This window comes from Candidatus Kuenenia sp., from assembly GCF_027493735.1.
Lineage (GTDB): Bacteria > Planctomycetota > Brocadiia > Brocadiales > Brocadiaceae > Kuenenia > Kuenenia stuttgartiensis_A.
Genome location: NZ_JAOSKF010000006.1, coordinates 1 through 18,618, shown reverse-complemented (window position 1 = coordinate 18,618; position 18,618 = coordinate 1). Strand labels below are relative to the sequence as shown.

15 protein-coding genes are annotated in these 18,618 nt (G+C 40.4%); 5 read left to right on the top strand and 10 right to left on the bottom strand.

The window, feature by feature from the left end; genetic code table 11:
* Positions 1–33: 33 nt before the first annotated feature.
* Positions 34–594: an isochorismatase family cysteine hydrolase gene (locus M5U24_RS04450; protein ID WP_099324833.1), complete on the bottom strand. Its 561-nt coding sequence runs from the start codon at positions 592–594 to the stop codon at positions 34–36.
* A 209-nt stretch (positions 595–803) separates the two neighbouring features.
* Between M5U24_RS04450 and miaB the strand changes: the two genes are divergently transcribed.
* Positions 804–2,147: a tRNA (N6-isopentenyl adenosine(37)-C2)-methylthiotransferase MiaB gene (gene miaB, locus M5U24_RS04445; RefSeq protein ID WP_099324832.1), complete on the top strand. Its 1,344-nt coding sequence runs from the start codon at positions 804–806 to the stop codon at positions 2,145–2,147.
* A 475-nt stretch (positions 2,148–2,622) separates the two neighbouring features.
* On the opposite strand, the gene argJ is transcribed toward miaB, so the two are convergent.
* The 3 genes from argJ to trpD all read right to left on the bottom strand — a co-directional run bounded on the left by argJ (position 2,623) and on the right by trpD (position 5,671).
* The gene (argJ, locus tag M5U24_RS04440; protein ID WP_099324830.1) at positions 2,623–3,858 is read right to left on the bottom strand and encodes a bifunctional glutamate N-acetyltransferase/amino-acid acetyltransferase ArgJ; all 1,236 of its coding nucleotides are present in this window, start codon (positions 3,856–3,858) and stop codon (positions 2,623–2,625) included.
* Positions 3,859–3,927: 69 nt separating this feature from the next.
* Entirely contained in the window at positions 3,928–4,470 is a 543-nt protein-coding gene (locus tag M5U24_RS04435; protein WP_169703198.1) for an arginine decarboxylase, pyruvoyl-dependent, read from the bottom strand.
* A gap of 184 nt (positions 4,471–4,654) precedes the next feature.
* On the bottom strand, positions 4,655–5,671 hold the full coding sequence (gene trpD / locus M5U24_RS04430) for an anthranilate phosphoribosyltransferase (protein WP_099327012.1): 1,017 nt from the start codon (positions 5,669–5,671) through the stop codon (positions 4,655–4,657).
* A 291-nt stretch (positions 5,672–5,962) separates the two neighbouring features.
* Here trpD and rpsU point away from each other — a divergent pair, with 291 nt between their 5' ends.
* Positions 5,963–6,211, top strand: coding sequence for a 30S ribosomal protein S21 (gene rpsU / locus M5U24_RS04425; RefSeq protein ID WP_099324829.1), 249 nt, complete (start codon positions 5,963–5,965; stop codon positions 6,209–6,211).
* A 12-nt stretch (positions 6,212–6,223) separates the two neighbouring features.
* Here rpsU and rsfS read toward each other — a convergent pair whose 3' ends face one another.
* The 6 genes from rsfS to M5U24_RS04395 all read right to left on the bottom strand — a co-directional run bounded on the left by rsfS (position 6,224) and on the right by M5U24_RS04395 (position 12,790).
* Positions 6,224–6,538, bottom strand: a complete 315-nt coding sequence (gene rsfS, locus M5U24_RS04420; protein WP_197705413.1) for a ribosome silencing factor — start codon at positions 6,536–6,538, stop codon at positions 6,224–6,226.
* A 77-nt stretch (positions 6,539–6,615) separates the two neighbouring features.
* Positions 6,616–6,858, bottom strand: a complete 243-nt coding sequence (locus tag M5U24_RS04415; protein ID WP_099324827.1) for a zinc ribbon domain-containing protein — start codon at positions 6,856–6,858, stop codon at positions 6,616–6,618.
* Between the two features lie 446 nt (positions 6,859–7,304).
* The gene (locus M5U24_RS04410) at positions 7,305–9,707 is read right to left on the bottom strand and encodes a sodium-translocating pyrophosphatase (protein WP_197705377.1); all 2,403 of its coding nucleotides are present in this window, start codon (positions 9,705–9,707) and stop codon (positions 7,305–7,307) included.
* Between the two features lie 88 nt (positions 9,708–9,795).
* Positions 9,796–10,530 carry a hypothetical protein gene (locus M5U24_RS04405; RefSeq protein ID WP_157820464.1) on the bottom strand — a complete coding sequence of 245 codons (735 nt, stop codon included), beginning with the start codon at positions 10,528–10,530 and terminating at the stop codon, positions 9,796–9,798.
* 109 nt (positions 10,531–10,639) lie between these two features.
* Positions 10,640–11,920: a hypothetical protein gene (locus M5U24_RS04400; RefSeq protein ID WP_099324825.1), complete on the bottom strand. Its 1,281-nt coding sequence runs from the start codon at positions 11,918–11,920 to the stop codon at positions 10,640–10,642.
* A gap of 21 nt (positions 11,921–11,941) precedes the next feature.
* Positions 11,942–12,790 (bottom strand): ABC transporter ATP-binding protein, encoded by an 849-nt coding sequence (locus tag M5U24_RS04395; protein ID WP_099324824.1) that lies wholly within the window; start codon positions 12,788–12,790, stop codon positions 11,942–11,944.
* Positions 12,791–13,164: 374 nt separating this feature from the next.
* Here M5U24_RS04395 and M5U24_RS04390 point away from each other — a divergent pair, with 374 nt between their 5' ends.
* The 3 genes from M5U24_RS04390 to M5U24_RS04380 form a co-directional block, all read left to right on the top strand.
* Positions 13,165–13,935 (top strand): DUF4159 domain-containing protein, encoded by a 771-nt coding sequence (locus M5U24_RS04390; protein WP_099324823.1) that lies wholly within the window; start codon positions 13,165–13,167, stop codon positions 13,933–13,935.
* Positions 13,936–14,189: 254 nt separating this feature from the next.
* Positions 14,190–18,200, top strand: a complete 4,011-nt coding sequence (locus M5U24_RS04385) for a PA14 domain-containing protein (RefSeq protein WP_298201695.1) — start codon at positions 14,190–14,192, stop codon at positions 18,198–18,200.
* 216 nt (positions 18,201–18,416) lie between these two features.
* On the top strand, positions 18,417–18,618 hold a 202-nt coding region (locus M5U24_RS04380), incomplete at its 3' end, for a hypothetical protein (protein ID WP_298201693.1).

The following is an 18,618-nucleotide window of genomic DNA, read 5'->3' as shown; positions in this document are numbered from 1 at the left end:
GTTTTTATGCAATTAATTTACAAGTGTTACACATTATCGTATCTTCGCGTTAAAAATACGCTTCATTTGTTGCAGTGCATATACATGATCTTTTTTAGTAAGCGCAGCTACACAATTTTGCGGAATAGTCACCGCGTAGCCCCTCATATATGCATCACAAACTGTGTACAATACGCAAATATTAGTAACCACCCCTGTAATTATCAAATGCGTTGCACCAAACTGTTTTAATACTTTTTGCAATGATGTTTTGTAAAAACATGAGTAGCGCTTCTTGGTAACGAGAAAATCATCTTTCCCCGGCGCCAGTTCCTTAACTATACACGCCCCTTCTGTTCCTTCAACGGCATGTTCCGGCCATAAGGAAAACTCCGGATCATTTTTTATGTGAGCGTCACAACAATAAATAACCGGAATGCCTGATTTTCTCGCCGACAGTATTTCCTTTTTTATTCCGGGAATAATGTCCCTTGCTGCCGGCACTTCCAGCGAAGCGCCTTTTTTAACGAAATCATTGAGCATATCACAAATAAGCAGCGCAGTATTAGCACTGTTAAGATTTTTTGTTTTAACCAATATCTTTTCCTGTTCCATTATTTGGCCTGATTATCGCCAATGAAAGAATAAAAGTCAAACAGAATGAATGAAATGGGGGAAATCTGTTTGGATTCCTTTTTAAAGTTAGTTAAAATTGAATCGCAACTTTTGTTTTTGCCGACGTAGGGGCGTATTGCAATACACCCCTACAAGAATGGTTTGAAATTTTTATACGTTTAATCAATTTTGCACACTATTTATCTGTCATGATTAACCTGGTCGATTATAAAAACGAACGGCAGTATAAAACTGTTTTCTTTGAAACATTTGGATGCCAGATGAACAAACTCGATGCGGAATTGTCATTGGGGCTTTTACAGGAAGACGGTTACAGCATTGTTGACAAGGTCGAAGAGGCGGACGTCATTTTATACAATACATGCAGTGTGCGCCAGCACGCTGAGGACAAGGTATATTCACATCTTGGCGCATTGAGAACCCTCAAGAAAAAACATCCCGATGTAATCATAGGCGTACTTGGCTGCATGGCGCAAAAGGACGCACAATCTATTTTCAAACGCATGCCCCACGTTGATCTGGTCTGCGGTACCAGGATGTTTACCCGGCTGCCTGAATTACTTTTGAAGATCAGGAACCATGGCAACCACGTTCTTGCTGTAGATGAGGATGAAATTGTTGATGTAAAAAGAATTGCCGCATACCGGCCAAACGTCTATCAGGCATTCGTCACCGTTATGAGAGGATGCGATAATTACTGTTCCTACTGTATTGTTCCCTATGTACGGGGTAGGGAGGTCAGCAGGACAATTGCTGACGTTGAGCGAGAAGTGTTGGAGCTTGTTTCAAACGGTTGCAGGGAAATTACCCTACTCGGGCAAAACATAAATTCATACGGAAAGAGTTTGCCGGGGAACATCACCCTTGGAGACCTCCTTATTGAATTGAATGGCATCGAAAAACTCGAACGGCTACGATTTGTAACTTCACACCCAAAAGACATGTCCCGCGACCTTATCCGCACCATGAGCCAACTTGATAAAGCCTGTGAATATTTACACATGCCTGCACAGTCCGGATCAGACCGGATACTAAAAAAAATGCATCGTGGTTATACGGCAGGTTATTACCGAGAACTCATACAATACGCGAGGGACCTCATGCCCACTATTAAAGTGGCAGGCGATTTCATTGTAGGTTTTCCGGGAGAAACGGAAGAAGATTTTCAGGAAACCGTGTGTTTAATGGAAGACATTCGCTTTCAAAACAGCTTCATATTCAAGTATTCAACCCGCACAGGCACTAAGGCTGCAGAACTGACAGACGACGTGCCTGATGAAATAAAGAAAAAAAGAAATACAACGCTACTGGATTTGCAAAAGAAAATCAGCCTTGAAGAAAATAAAAAACTGATTGGCAGGAAGCTGCAGGTGCTTGTCGAAGGCGCAAGCAAATCAGACCCCAACAAACTCTCCGGCAGGACGCGGCAGAACAATATTGTTGTGTTCAAGGGACAACCAGCGCTGGTGGGCACACTTGTGGATATAACAATAAATGAAGCAACAGACCTTACACTTTTTGGCACAATATAGCATTTCCCCTAACTATCTAACCCACGTAAAACCGGTAATCAGATTTTACATGTAGGGGCGAATTAGTTGCTATAAATTGATATACTCAATCAGACTGAAACCAGTGGTTTCAGTCTGATTGAGTATATAACAACTGAGCAGGGTAATGTTTACAAGAAACAAAAAATTCCATATTCAGATAATGTGATATTTTGTACTAAATAAACGGAGACGTAGCAGCTTTGTAGCAAATGCTTTGCCTCTATACTTTACAATTTTTTTAATCTGTACTACTATCCAGCAACTTCTTGTTTTTAATGCTCGTTTTTCAAAAGGCATAACCGTGAAGCATTGATTGGATGAGGCTTGCGTAAAGTTTGGAGCATTGAGGTTTTTGTCATTTGAATTTGTTGCGGCCAAAGGCTGCGCAAAGTAACTTGTAGTTCTACTTTCGTATTTGGCGTTTTGTGTTTGTCTGGCTGTTGGCGTGTTCAGGTTAGGTGTGATAATCGGCATTGATAGAGACGTATTCTTTTGATAAATCACACGTCCGGATTGTATCCGAGTAATCTCCGGTTCCTATTTGCAGTTTGATAAAAATATCACGCGCTTGCATAGAAGTTTTTAGGGTGGCATGATCAAAAGAGGCGGGCATTCCCTTTTCATACACAAGCACATCATTGATATGAAGCGTGGTATTTGCTTCGTCAAGCTCAACCCCGGCATATCCGGCGGCAGAAACGATACGCCCCCAGTTTGGGTCGCTTCCGTGCATTGCTGTTTTTACGAGAGGTGAATCTCCGATGGTTCTGGCGGTTTTGGTAGCGTCATTGAGGGATTTTGCACCCGTTACAAAGATTTGAATGAATTTTGTTGCCCCTTCCCCGTCCAGAATAATGGCTTTTGCCAGCCATCCGGCAACGTAGTCGAGCCCTTTCTGAAACAGTGATAATTCGGCCCCTTCAGACGTCACCTCAACGCCGGAAGCCCCGTTTGCAATAATGGCGGCGGTGTCGTTTGTACTCATGTGCCCGTCAATCGTGATACGGTTAAAAGATTGCTCTGCTGAATGTACAAGGCACGTATGCAAAAGGTCTGCTGAAATTTTAGCATCGGTCGTTAAGAAACAGAGCATTGTGGCAAGGTTTGGGGAGATCATTCCTGCCCCCTTGCAGATTCCTCCAATGAACACTTCTTTTCCTTGTGTTTTTATTTTAATCGCAATGCTTTTGGGTCTTGTATCCGTGGTCATAATCGCCTGCGCGATTGATCTTCCATGCGCAGGGGTATTGCCTAAAGAGGCGGATGCCTGCTGAATCCCCGCGGAAATTTTATCCATTGGCAAGTGTTTGCCTATGATGCCTGTGGAAGATACCAAAATTTCTTCCGGAGGAATTGCGAGGAGTTTTGACGTTATCAATGCCATCTCTTCAGCATCTTTGTAACCACGCTCCCCTGTGCATGCATTAGCATTGCCGCTGTTTACCACTACTGCACGAAGTTTTCCGCCCCGGGTGTTTTTTCTCCCCAGCAGTACAGGCGCAGCACATATCTTGTTTGTTGTGAAAAGAGCCGCTCCCGTTGCAGAGGTTTTTGAGAAAATTATGCCCAGGTCAAGACTCTCTTTTGCTGTTTTTATTCCACAATAAGTTCCTGAAGCCTGAAACTCTTTTGGAGTGACTATGCCCCCTGAAGGAAGTTCTTGTAAGTATTCGGGTACGTGTTCTTTCATGTATTAGGGGAACGTTTTATTGCCTGAAGTTTGAAGTATATTTTCAACGTAATAAACGGGAAAAATTCCTTATAAAACAAACACTGCGGCAGCTACAACGGTTGTCCATAAACCGTGCTTATCTCCTCTTGCCGCCTGAGTAATATTCCTTGTCTTTACAATCTTCCCGCTCATCCGGTAAATTTCTTTGCGTTCATCGTAGTTTTTCTCAGGGTCAAATTCGATACCCAGGGTGCTTGCTAACATGCTAGCCGCAAGGTCTTCAGCATAATCGCCGGATTTTTCCTCAGTTTCTCCGAAGGCATGGTGCTCGCTCAGATATCCATAACCCACGGTTGAAGGTATGGCCATACCGACGGAAGCGGTTATCATCCTGTTTGGTTCGCAAGTAGAATTTTCGCTCATTACACAGAAAACGACCTGCCCGGCCTTTAGCATGGGAACTCCCTGTGGCTTGGAGATTATCTTGCAATTTGGCGGACATATACTGGATACGCGTACCAAATTACATTTTTCTATACCAGCTTTTCTTAAGGCAAGTTCAAAGGATTGCAATTTGTCTTTATGTTTCCCAACGCCTTTTGTAAAGAAAACCATCTTTGGTATCATCATAATTATAATTCCTTCGAGAATGGTTGATTGTGTAAGATTTATAAAATGAAAAGAATTCTGGCGAGAATGGTTGATTGTGTAAAGTTTATAAAATGAAAAGAATTCGGGTAGTGAAACAAATTTCAGTATGAAAAGCAACATAATTATCACAAATAAAACAGGTGGTTTTTTTGTGGCGTAACTTCTAGCGCTGCCAGCTTATATCGATTAATTTCCGGAGCGATTCTTTCGCCCTTCCTTCATCGATAGACCGACCGGCGACGTCTATTCCCTCTCCGAAGGTTTTTGCCTTTCCTCCGGTGATGATTGCGGCCGCGGCATTCATAAGGACAATATCTCTTTTAGGGCTACGGACGCCGTTGAATACCTCTTTCATTGCCAGCGCACTCTCTTCCGGTGAATTTACCATAAGATCTGAAAGGCTGGATTTTTTTATTCCAAAATCCTGAGGTTCTATATAGTAGCTTTTTATTGCGCCGTCAGCAAGTTCGCAGATTTTTGTTTTTCCTGTGACGGTGATTTCGTCCAGACCGTCAAGTCCGTGTACAACAAAAGCATGTTTATCGCCTAACCGCTTTAGGGTTTCCGCAATGATAAAGGTCAGGTGTTCATTATATACCCCCAGAATACGGTGGACAGCGCCTGCAGGATTTGCGAGAGGCCCGATAAGATTAAATATTGTCCGTATCCCTATTTCCTTTCTTGGTTTGCCCGCATGTTTCATTGCCTGGTGTAAAAGAGGTGCAAAGAGAAATCCAACATTCGCAGCCTCAATACACTTCTCTACTGTTTTTACATCTGCCGCGATATTAACACCCAACCGCTGCAAAACATCCGCACTGCCACAATTACCCGAAACCGCTTTGTTCCCGTGTTTTGCGACTTTTATGCCCACTCCCGCTATAACAAATGCAGCCGCGGTAGAAATATTGAATGTGTTTTTTGCGTCACCGCCTGTTCCGCAGGTGTCAACAATTATCCCTGTACCGGCGTTTATCTGTAAGGCTTTTTGTCGTATCGCCAGCGCACACCCTGTTATTTCATCAACGGTTTCACCTTTCATACATAAGGCAGTTAAAAACGAGGCAATTTGAGACTCTGTCGCATACCCTTCCATAATTTGTGTCATAGCGGCAAAGCTTTCTTCCTGGCTCAAATTCCTTCTGTTTGTTAGTTTGTAAATTATTTCCTTGTTAAACATGGCGTTAAACATTCAAAGAGTAAAGGGTTGTTTTTTCCTCTTTCAAGAAACAGACAGATTAGATGTACGATTTACGATTTTAAATCGCACTTCGTAAACCGTACCTTGTAACATCCCAACTTCCGGCAGGCAGTGCCTGCCCTACATGGCTTCTTTTCCGAAGCAGACATAGATTTTGATACATATTTACCGTTCAGGTCAATTTTTTACTTGACGGATAATGACATAAGTTTTACAATTATCCTTTAATTTTTACAGACCAAATATTATAGAAAGGCTTTAAGGAGATTTATGGCAAAAATATTGATTACATCCGATGAAAACATAAGAGATGCTCTTCGAAGGTTCAAGAAAATGTGTGATAAAGAAGGTATTATTAACCAGTCAAAACGCATTGCGTATTTTGAAAAACCTTCGGAGAAAAAACGTCGTGAAGAAAGCCGTCGTATAAAAAATATTAAAAGGGCTCAAAAGCTGGGCATTTCAGGACAAACAGTGGTTGCACGCACAAGCTTTACCCGTTCTGGCAGAAATAATTAACGGACGCCTCGTTTACAGAGGTGTTCTCCATGGTATTTTTGGTGCGTCGCCCCATAAAAGCTCGAGGTCATAAAAATGACGCATTTCCTGGCAAAAAAGGTGAAGCACCACATCTCCATAATCGATTAGTATCCATTTCGCCTCCGCATATCCCTCTATGCCGCTACGATAAATCCCATACTCTTTCATTTTTAGTTCAACTTCATCTGCAATACCCTGCAACTGACGGCTGTTCAATCCACTGCAAATAACGAAGAAATCGGCAATAAAGGATACCTCTTTTACCTCCAATATTACTATTTCTTCCGCTTTTTTATCGTCTGCAATTCTGGCAAATATAATTGCCTTTTCTTTAGAATCTAACGTTTTTTCTCTCCTTAAAACATAAAGTTTTTTTATTGAGTTTACAAAGCATCTTCGAAACCCGGATTATAGTGTGCTGAGGATTCGACATCCGCAATGTTGCTCCCGCAATAGAAACAAAACTTTGCGTATTTGGGATTTACGGATGCACAATCATCGCACCTGTAATACAAAAGCGTTCCGCATAAAATACAAAAATTTGCGCCTTTTGCATGATGATCAAACTGGCAATGAGAATTAGGGCATATTTTGCACTCTGCTTCCGCGTGGCTATTATTCGCCATAATTTTACCTCCTCTCTTTAAACGACCGCAATTTTGTAAAGGACTGTTGCAGTTAAAAAATACTACTACCTGCCACGGTTAAACAGGTTTATTGTAGCACTTTAGTTTTTTGAAAAATTCCAGCAATGTAGTGCGACGAGGTTCGTCGCACCAAAAAAAACAGTGCGATAAGGAATAGGGTCTACTCAAAACAATGCGACGAACCTCGTCGCACTACAAATCATTATTTCCAGTTTCAAAAGACTAAAGTGTACTATTTGTTTGACTATACCTTACGAGTGCACAAATTACGAAATGTAGAGCGAAGTACCACTTTGCTGATACCAATATATAGAGTAAGCGAAGAGACTCTTCGCTCTACAATTGAAAGCACAATTTGTGCACTCGTAAGGTATATATAAGCATGGCGCTGAATGTTTCAATTCAACGCCATGCTTTAGTTACCGCTAATTAAGGTGTAAAAAAGCGCTGATTTGTTCCGAATATTTAAGAGTGATTCCTGCAAAGACGACTGATACTACTGACATCAGCTTTAATAAAATATTTAACGACGGGCCAGAAGTATCTTTGAACGGATCCCCTACCGTATCTCCCACTACGGCTGCTTTATGCGCATCAGAGCCTTTTCCGCCAAATGCACCGCCTTCGATATATTTTTTTGCGTTATCCCATGCGCCGCCGGCGTTTGCCATGAAAACGGCCAGCAGAAATCCGGTCGTTAAGCTTCCCGCCAGGAGACCCACAATGCCAGGCACCCCCAGTATTAAACCGGTTGCAATTGGGGTCAGAAGCGCAAGTACAGATGGAAGTATCATTTCTCTCTGAGCGCCCTTAGTGCTTATGGAGACGCATGCGGCGTAATCCGGCGGGTTTTTCCCCTCCATAATACCAGGAATTTCGCGGAATTGCCTTCTTACCTCCTCTACCATACTACCCGCGGCACGCCCTACAGCCTTCATTGTCAATGCGCAAAAGACAAAGGAGATTAACCCCCCAATAAATAAACCGACCAACACCTTTGGATTAATTAAGGTAATATTCATAGAGGCCATAAGGTCGGCTAAGGTTGCTTTTGCTATGTCAATGTTTATGCCGGCAACCTGTATGACATGTGTTCCTGCACGCTCCAATCCTATTTTTACCTGCTCTACAAATGACGCAATCAATGCCATTGCGGTTAAAGCGGCCGACCCAATCGCAAACCCTTTCCCTGTGGCAGCCGTTGTGTTTCCTAAGGCATCCAGTGCATCTGTTCTTTCCCTGACGTACGGCTCAAGCCCGCTCATCTCCGCGTTACCGCCTGCATTGTCCGCAATTGGCCCATAGGCATCGGTAGCAAGAGTAATGCCTAGCGTGGAAAGCATGCTTACTGCGGCAATGGCAATGCCATACAGGCCGAGTGAAGTATTTGCGAAACCACCGGCAAAGCCAAAGCTTAATAAAATTGCAACCGAAATTGTTACCACAGGGATAATAGTAGATTTCATGCCCGTTGCAATGCCATCGATGATAACCGTCGCAGGGCCTGTTTTCGCATGCCCCGCTATGCCTTTTGTTGGTGAATAATTTGAGGAGGTATAATATTCTGTACCTTTGCCAATAATTATACCGGCAATTAATCCGGTAAATATGGAACCCCAAACACCGAAGTTTTGGGGCAGCATAAATTTAATAACGATTGCCGATGTTATCAGTATCAGAATCGAACTTATGTTAACTCCTTTCCCCAAGGCTTTCAAAAGTTCTTTTTGCGTCGCCTCTTCTTTTGTCTTCACCGTATATATGCCTATAATGGAGAGAATAATACCTACTCCCGCCAATATCATGGGCACAACCATTCCGGCGATGCCTAAACCTGCGGTTATTGCCAATGCAGCGCATGCCAGCATTGAATTGTAATAGGATTCATACAAATCAGCTCCCATGCCTGCCACGTCGCCAACATTGTCGCCGACGTTATCCGCAATGGTCGCAGGATTTCTCGGGTCATCTTCAGGAATGCCCGCCTCTATTTTTCCTACCAGGTCGGCCCCGACATCTGCGGCTTTGGTGAATATTCCACCGCCAACCCTGGCAAATAGTGCCTGAGAGCTTGCGCCTATGCCAAAACACGGTAACATCATCGCCATATCCAGCAAGGTAAAATTGGTAAATTTGCGAAACACAAAAAACCACAAGGAAATATCCAGAAGCCCCATTCCCACAACTACAAGCCCCATCACCGCGCCGCTTCTAAAAGCAATCTGTAATCCCTGGTTTAACGATTTCCTTGCGCCTTCTGCGGTTCTTGCACTTGCATTTGTTGCTGTTTTCATCCCCAAAAATCCGGCAAATCCCGATAAAAAAGCGCTGGACAGGAACGCGAAAGGCACTACTGTCGATTGGAGTTTTAATCCGTAGGAGATGAAAAGAAGTACGAGAAATGCACCGACAATAAAGATGCCGATTACCTTATATTGTTGTTTTAGATATGCATAAGCGCCTTTCCGTACGTGCATTGCAATGGAAATCATCTTTTCATTGCCCTCCGGAAATTTCATAACGCCTCTGTAAAATTTCATTGCGAAGAAAAGACCGCATATTGCTCCAAACGGGGCAATCCACCAAAGTATAGGTATTGAGCGAGAACTATCTTCTGCTGTGCCTTTAGTTGACATTAGGGGGTGCCCGATGTCAAACGCAGGCATCTCCGTGCTTATCTTTGCGGCTGTTTGAGCCTGGGCATTGTGAGAAAAAATATCTGACTTTACCGCCCCAAAGATAAAAATGGTCAACATCAAAAGTATCATTATGATACTCACACGGTTGACTTTAAATATAAGATTAAAAATACGTAAAAAATTATTCATCGACGTACATTATTCTCCTTTCTGCCAATCATTTCTTTAATTTAAAAATATAACGAAGCAAAGTAATACAACACATTCACTAAAAGATTTATTTCTCCCAGTCTTGCAAGACGGAATTGTCGGCTTTATTTATTGTATCGCACAAAACCATTTTTTTCTCTTCCAGCTTTTTGATAAACGTTTTTACCTCTACCAGCGTATCTTCAGGGTATTTTTCGCCATATTCTTTCCATTCCTTTATTGCAGTTTCAACATAATCAAGGGCACTTCCAAAATTCCCCTCTTCTTCTGCACATAGCGCCGCTTTCCACAAGGTATGGCAAATGGTTCTTTCTATCGCAGCGATATTTCTCAGCTTTGGCGCGTTTACAACAGATTTTCCCATCCAGAAAAGGGCGGCTTCGTAATTGTCTTCCCCATCTTCTTTTTTCAATTGTTCCCTGTTAAATGTTGCATATTTAAAGTACCGTTGATCAAACAAATGCGCATACATAAACCCTAATTCAAAAAAAAGATCACCGCTCCCGGGATTTTTCAACGCCCCTTTCTTTGCGAAATGCAATCCAGCGCTGACCCATTTCCATTTGTTTTGCGGCGAATCCCATTCATGGGCGATATTATATGCCATATTCCATGCCTGAAAGATCCAAACCGCAGGAAAATCAGGCTGTAATTTAGATATGAGATTGTTAATAGTCAACAATTCATAATATTTTTTCTCCTCGTGCCTGGCAAGCGCCCTTACCCACAGAAGGTCAACGACAATGCCACGAAGCCCGCCGGACAAAAGCAAAGGAATTGTTTCGGCAGGAGAATAATTCACTGGCGTTGCTGTTGAATTATTCCGGTAAGAAATTACACCTATATTGACAAAAAAGATGATACATAGCAGTGCATATAAAAATAAGCGCCTTTTTCGCAGCATTCCGTACTTAAAAGAATTCTCTCTTTTTTAATAGTATGCAAGAAATAAGAGTACAAATTAGTACGTATATTACCGTATATTGCACAGAGAATCCAATGGTTTCTAAAGGGATATTTATACCCTTTAAAAGATATGCCAGGCTGTCAAATCTTTTAAAATCAGGCAAAATAAACGAAACCCATTCTAAGGGTTTTTTAGAGAAATACTCCATATATATCATAAAGATATTTGGGTTTTTTATCATCCCATGTAATGCGTGTTCATGTGTGCCGGAATGATGCAATAATAATGAAAAGTCTTTTACGAAATCCAGTAAATGTCCGCATAGGAAGACAGTAAATGCCAATAAAATGCTGACCGGCGCGGAGAGATATGCAGAACCCATTACGGCAACCGCGATTATCAGTAAAAATTTCAAAAAGGTTACGGCTATTGCCTTCGCATAGTTGAATACAAATCCTCTTTGCAGGGAGAAGACCTTCACACTGTTTTGTGTAGCGCCAATATAATCAGTAACAAGAACCGGAAAAGCGGTTATTTTAATATCGTTGTGTGTTTTTATGATTCCCGGGTTTATGCTGACCGTTAATATTTCGTCTGCCTTTGCAGAAAAAACCTCTGTCTTGTTTTCTTCCGGGTGAATGCCTTCGATTCCAATTGCAAGGGGGATCGTATCTGCGATATCCCTGCTGCTATCCAATTTAAGATGAAGTTCCACTTCAAAGGGAAAGGTTTTTTCGGCTTTTTCGTGCAAATTGGGAAAGTTCCATACGGCGACACCTTCTCCCCCACCCATGATCCAGCGAATCCTTTCTTTTTCACGATGCACATTCCCCTGAATATGAAAATGCTGAGCATTGAATTCTTTACGGGCCTTGAACAATCCTTTTTGTTCCGATAGCCGGTGAGAGGAGGCACAAAAAACAAACACAATATTGACAAAACCCAATACGGCCAGGATAAAAGCCGCTAACAATGAAAAACCAAGTGTTTTGCCGGCAACAAATTTAAAAGGAGAAACAGGTTTTGAAAGAACACTAAAAATGGTTTTTTTTTCAATATCGTACGGTAACGAAATTGCGGAGTAGATGATTATTCCGGTTATGCAAAAAACCGTCACTACCTGAAAAAACAATATCAGCATTATTTTTGGCAGTGCGTCGGGTTCATTTGCCGATGAAATTAACGGCGATATTGCCAAAATAATGGCGCCGGAGCCAATTAATATGTGAGGTATTTTTTTTCTAATAGCCTCTCGTAATGTATGAGTGGCAAGAGTTAGTACCATCAGTCCGAATGAGAAAATACTCTAATTGTGCTGCTGTATGATGTTAACAAACAGTTCCTCCAATGTTGAACGATGAGGATGCATAGAAAGTACTTCGCCGTTTTTCTCCGCTATAAATTTTTTTACCAATTCTAAATCGCCGTCAGATAGGTTTTTGACCAGAAACTCCATTACTTCGTTTCGGCAAAGCAATTCCTTCACGTTGCCTGACACTTGCAAAACACCTTTATTAAGAATCGCGATTCTGCTGCAAATACTTTGCACGTCTGCCAACAGATGAGAACAGAGCAATACGGTTTTGCCCTGTTTGTTAAATTCACTTATCAGCTCTTTTATTTCCCGGCGGCCTATTGGGTCAAGCCCGCTGGTAGGCTCGTCCAGTATAATCAAATCCGGGTCATTTATTATCGCCTGTGCAATGCCGATTCTCCTCAGCATCCCTTTTGAGTATTTACTCAAAAGGCGCTTTCGGTAAGGGTTCAACCCTACAAGGTAGATTAATTTATCGATCCTTTCCTTTCTTTCTTTTCGGGAAAGATTGAAAAGTTTTCCATAAAAATCCAGGATCTCTTCCGCATTCAAAAATGTATATAAATAGGATTCTTCTGGTAAAAAACCGATCTTATTTTTGGTTTGTATATGGCCGGAAGGTTTTCCCAATAACCAGGACCTGCCGCTGGTGGGGTGAAGAAATCCAAGGAGTAATTTAACAGTAGTAGTCTTTCCCGATCCGTTGGGACCTAAAAGCCCAAATATTTCTCCCTGTTTGATTTCAAGATTCAGATTTGTCAGGGCGGGAACACTTTTCCGTTTCCAAAAATCTTTGTAAACCTTAGTAAGGCCTTCTATTTTAACGGCAAAACTATCCACGCAGTTTTAATTTTTCCACACAATACCAGGCGTTATACATAATATAAGGGAATTACGGCGGTAATGGCCTGGAAGCGTAGATACTCTAATCAAATTCATTTAATTAGTCAAACAATATTTAAGGCAATAATTTATGAGGGAAAAACACGATTTAACTATTCATTGGATTGGACGCGAAAACAGTCGGCAGTCTACAGTCGGCAATCTGCAATCTGCAATCTGCAATCTGCTGACGGTAGACTGTATACTGTATACTGCCGATTGCTTTAAAATTTGTCACTTGGAAAATCGCTGCGAAACAGATATAGTATTTTATAATTATTGCAATATATTCTTGTTTTACAATCTTTTGGTCTAAAAATACTCCCGGTAAAATGAAGCATAATCATTTCAATTTATCTATCTCCTTTTCATTTATTTTGTTCGTAGCCACTATTTTATCCCCTTCCCTCAACACGCTTTTTGCAATGGGTGACGCCTCAAAGTTTACCTTTGTACAGATTGAGTATTCCAACGGCAATTGGAACCCACGGCCAAATACCGGCAACCGGCTCATGTGGGAGCTGATGAAGAGAACCAGCGTGGAAGCAAGCATTGGGACCAGATCCGTCATGCCCGGCGATAAAGAGTTATTTGAATATCCCTTTGCCTACATGTCGGGAGACCGTGAATTTCCCCCTTTTAGTGATAGCGAAATTAGTAATCTTAAGTTGTACCTTGAGTTCGGAGGAACCTTGCTCATTGACGACTGCATTGGAAAGGACAATTTCGGTTTCGATAAATCCATACAACGGGAAATTAAGCGGATATTCCCAAACAAATCGTTAGAGCCTCTTTCATTAGAACATACCATCTTTAAATCCTTTTATCTGCTGAACAGGGCATATGGCCGGATTATGGAAAAGACGTTTCTGGAAGGGATAACACTTGGGAATCGTACCGTAATAATTTATTCACACAATGACCTCGGCGGCGCATGGGCGAAAGACCCTCTGGGTACGTGGGAATACGAAGTGATTCCCGGAGGGGAGAGGCAGCGGGAAATGGCCTTTCGCCTCGGGATAAATATCATTATATATGCCCTGACGGGGGATTACAAACAAGACCAGGTACACCTTCCCTTCATCATGAAAAGAAGGATGTGAAAACTATCAGGAACAATGAGCAGCCGCCATTTCTGAAAAACATGTCTGATTTTTTATGCGGTAATTGCCGGGGTATTTCAAACCGCCGGTAAAAACCGCAACACACACATTCTTTTAAACATGTCCTGTAAAAGTCAAACAACAAGCTTTTTAGCGGAACGCGCGAAAATCCACCCAGCCAGGCATTGGTTTCGTCGCTAGTTTGCCTGTTTTGATACCTCGTAACATTTTGGCAGGGGAAAACATCCGATAAAATGAAAATTTATATACAATTTAAATTTTTTAAAAAAATATTTCATATTCAAAAGATCAGTGATACGGTGCTGTTGTTTTGTGCAATCTTCTTTATTTATGGGATATTTGTCAACAGCAATGATCAAAATTCATACACCTTGCAACAAGCAGGAATAGAGGCTATTGCTGAAAGAGGAACCCTGTATGTTGATGGTAGCCCGACCCCGAAACTCAAAAGGCCTGGAGATGTGTTTAATCATGAAGGACATCTTTACGCAGCCAAACAGCCAGGGCAATTCTTTATAGGCACAATAATCTATTTCATATTGTATATTATTGGCATAACCTATGAAAATAGTTACTTGCTAACATCCTCGCTGGTCACTTGGTTTACTTCGGGCGCAATGACTTCATTAATAGTCGTTATGCTCTTTAAAATAGGTGTTTTCCTAACCAAAAACAAAAAATTTAGCTTCCTGGTCGCAATATTTTATGGGTTAGGCACCATATCATTCCCATACTGCGGGGTTACTCATCATGATATCTATGGTACTTTCTTAATATTTGCTTCATTTTATTTTCTTTTTTTAAGCTTCCACTCCTCCCAGGTAAATAAAACCTTCTGCACGGTAGTCTCCGGTATAACGGCAGGTGTATCTATTTTCACATCAGCCCTTCCTGTATTTATTTTATTAGGATTACTATTATACATTTTAACTTTTAAAAAATGGAAGCACCTGTTTTTGTTTTTAATTGTATTTACTTTTTCGGTTTCCCCCTTATTCCTTTACAATTACTATGCTTTTGGGAGTCCTTTCCTGCCTGCAAATATTGCTGGTAATTTTAACGATACATACCCTGCTTTTTCTCTCAACAACATTCTGGGAAAAATACATTTTTATTTTCTCTCACCAAAGACAAGTATTTATGCCTTTTCACCAATAATTGTCCTGTCGTTTTTCGGTATTTTTTTTATCCGCAAGGAATTTTTCAGAGAGAAACTTTTTTTAATACTACAATTTGTATTTTTAATTTCATATTTAATCAATATGAGCACCGTTGGTCATTGTCAATATGGACCAAGATATTTACTTCCCACCCTGCCGTTCCTGATCTTAGGTTTATGCCCCTACTGGACGGATTTGAACTCAGGTTTGTTAAGAAAGACCTTGAATACAGAATTCTTTAAAAGAGTCGTCATTATATCGGGATGTGTTTCTATAATTATTTGCTCCATAGGAGCCTTGCATGGCACTATGTATTGTTCTCTTAATATTTGGGCTTTTAAATATTATATAGGAAAAACTATTACAGGAAACCTGCCTGAATTCCCTTTAATGGGAATATCAGTTCTCCTTCTGGCAATTACATTAATCATTTGGGCAATTAAGTATAATGAAAATATATGGAAATATTATGCCCCTGATATCGCCTCATTAAAAAAAGAACTATTGCGCATCAACCGTTTATGGCTAACGAGTAATGCTTACCTGTTATTCATCATTTTTCTTGCAATATTTTTAAGACTGATTAATTTACATGAAAATCCTAATGGTTTTTATTCGGACGAAGCATCCATTGGCTATAATGCTTATTCTGTTTTACAAACGGGTAAAGATGAACATGGGACACTGTTGCCACTCTATTTTAAGGCCTTTGGTGAATATAAAAATCCTGTCTATATCTATGCCGTTATCCCATTCATAAAAATATTTGGTTTGAATGTATTTGCTGTCAGATTCACTGCCGCTATGTTTGGAATGCTGACAGTGTTTTTTACCTATCTTTTGGCCAAAGAGATATTTAATAAACGTGTTGGTTTGTGGGCAGCCTTTTTCCTCGCTGTTACCCCCTGGCATATTCAATTTAGCAGGATAGCCTTTGAGGCGATTTCACTTCCCTGTCTTTTTACAATTGGTTACTATTTCTTACTAAAAGGCCTGAAAAATGGTAAATATCTACTTTTCAGTGCGGCAATCTTTGCTTTAACACTTTACACGTATGCTCCTGCCAAGCTTTTCGTGCCGCTTTTTCTATTAGTCTTCCTCATTATAAATTACAGGCGGCTTTTCCAGCATAAAACGGAGCTATTCTTGTCTCTCTTAATAGGTTTTTTCTTTTTGCTCCCTCTTTTGAATTTCACCTTCAACGGTCCTGGCCAAACGAGATATAATATTATATCCATTTTTACGAAACATTCATTAAATGCAACTAAGAACGGTATCTTGAATGATAGATATTGGTCTCTGCCTTTCTTTAAAGACCTGGTTGACTATAAATCTTTTCTGATTCCGTATTCATTCCTGAGGAATTATTCACTTCATATGTCCCCAAATTTTTTATTTTTCAGAGGTGATGGAAATTCAAGGCATAACATAGGGGCTATGGGTCAACTTTTTCAATTTGAAGGCATTCTCATTGTTTTAGGTATTATATTTCTTGTATTGTGCATAAGGAAGAAAAAGGGGAATGCAGTTTTGTTATGGTGGTTTTTGCTGTTTCCGGTATCTGCAAGCTTAACTTATGAAAGTATCCCTCATGCAATCAGATCGATTTACGGATTACCTGTTTTTCAAATAATAGCCGCCGTTGGCTTGGTATCTACTATTGCTTACGTAAGAAGCGTTGGTATAAAACACCAGCAGTTTAAAAAATATATCAACTACCCGCTTATAGTGTTAACGGGGTCCTTTATAATTTTTAGTATTTGTAATGTAAGTAATTACTTTTGGAGATACTATAAGATATACCCTGAAACCAAGTTCGGAGCCTGGTCTTATGGCATAAAAGAGGCGATTCAGATAACTGATAAATTGAAAAATACCGATACTGTTAGTTTTATGAATATGGGTAATAAATACATTTACATTTTATTTCATACAAAGTACGACCCGCAAAAATGGCAAAAAAGTAAAATATTTGACAAATATAAGTACAATACTATTAACAGGTTAGTCGGCAGGAAACAGGTCTTAATTGTTAACGCGGGAGAATATGCCTCATTCAGGACTATTCAAACAATATACTTTCCCGACGGAAAGGCTGGTATTGAAATAAAGGAAGTCGGAGAAAGAAAATTTAAGGAGATTCCATTGTCTGATGTCAGGCCGGAATTAATAGGAGGATTAAAGGGCAGCTATTTCAACGGCAAGAATTTTGAGAAATTCGTGCTTTCAAGAACGGACAATAAGATAAATTTTAATTGGAAACGCAATTCACCGTGCCAGGGAATAAATAAGGATAATTTTTCTGTACAGTGGAATGGATTAATCAGAATCGATGAAAGTGGTGATTATACATTTTACACCGTGAGTGATGATGGTGTCAGGTTAAAGATTGATGGAGATATGCTTATTGATAATTGGACCAGCCATACATCAAAAGAGAATAAAGCAAAGAGATATCTTAGAAAAGGGTGGCACAGGATTTTTATAGAATACAACGACACAGGTTATGATGCTAAAATAAGACTATTATGGAGTTCTTCTTCGCTGAATAAATCATTAGTACCATCAACTAATCTTAGCTGGTCTAAAGATGGCTATGAAATTGAAGAACTGGATGGGGAAAAAATTGATGTAATTCCTTTTTCTGAAGTAAAACCAGAGTTTACAGGAGGATTGAAGGGAAGCTATTTCAATGGCAAGAATTTTGAGAAATTCGTGCTTTCAAGAACGGACAGGAAGATAGATTTTAATTGGGGACTGAATTCACCGTGCCAGAGAATAAATGAAGATAATTTTTCTGTGCGATGGGATGGATTAATCAGAATCGATGAAAGTGGTGATTACACATTCTACACAGTGAGCGACGATGGTGTCAGGTTAAAAATTGATGGATATATTGTCATTGATAATTGGACTAAACATAGTGCAACAGAGGACAAATCTGAGATTAGTATGAAAAAAGGATGGCACAAGATATCTATAGAATATAACGATGTAGGCAAATCTGCGAGGATAAAATTATTATGGAGTTCTTCTTCAATAAATAAATCTTTAGTTCCATCAACACATCTCAGTTTTCTTTAAGGAGAGAGATAATGCAATTGACCTGTCTAAGGATCAGGGGTTCTGAAATTATGGATACGAAAATTTTTTGGGGAATTGGCAAAAATCCCCTATTTCAAGGAATAAACCTCTCTCCCAAAATCCATGGCGCTGTCAAAGTTTTCCATAAGCACATAATATACAAAGATATGTAAAAAAACGTGGACATTCCCCCTAAAATATTTTATATTATAGGGCATGAACCAGCATACAACACCAATCGATAACACACACAACGAACTACTTCATTCAATTACCGTTCGTCCTGTTTCACAAAACGACCAGGCAAATTGGGACACACTGATGCGCCAGCATCATTACCTTGGATTTCGTTCTCTCGTAGGAGAATCAATTCGCTACGTAGCGGAATCACAGGGACAATGGCTTGCCTTGATCGGCT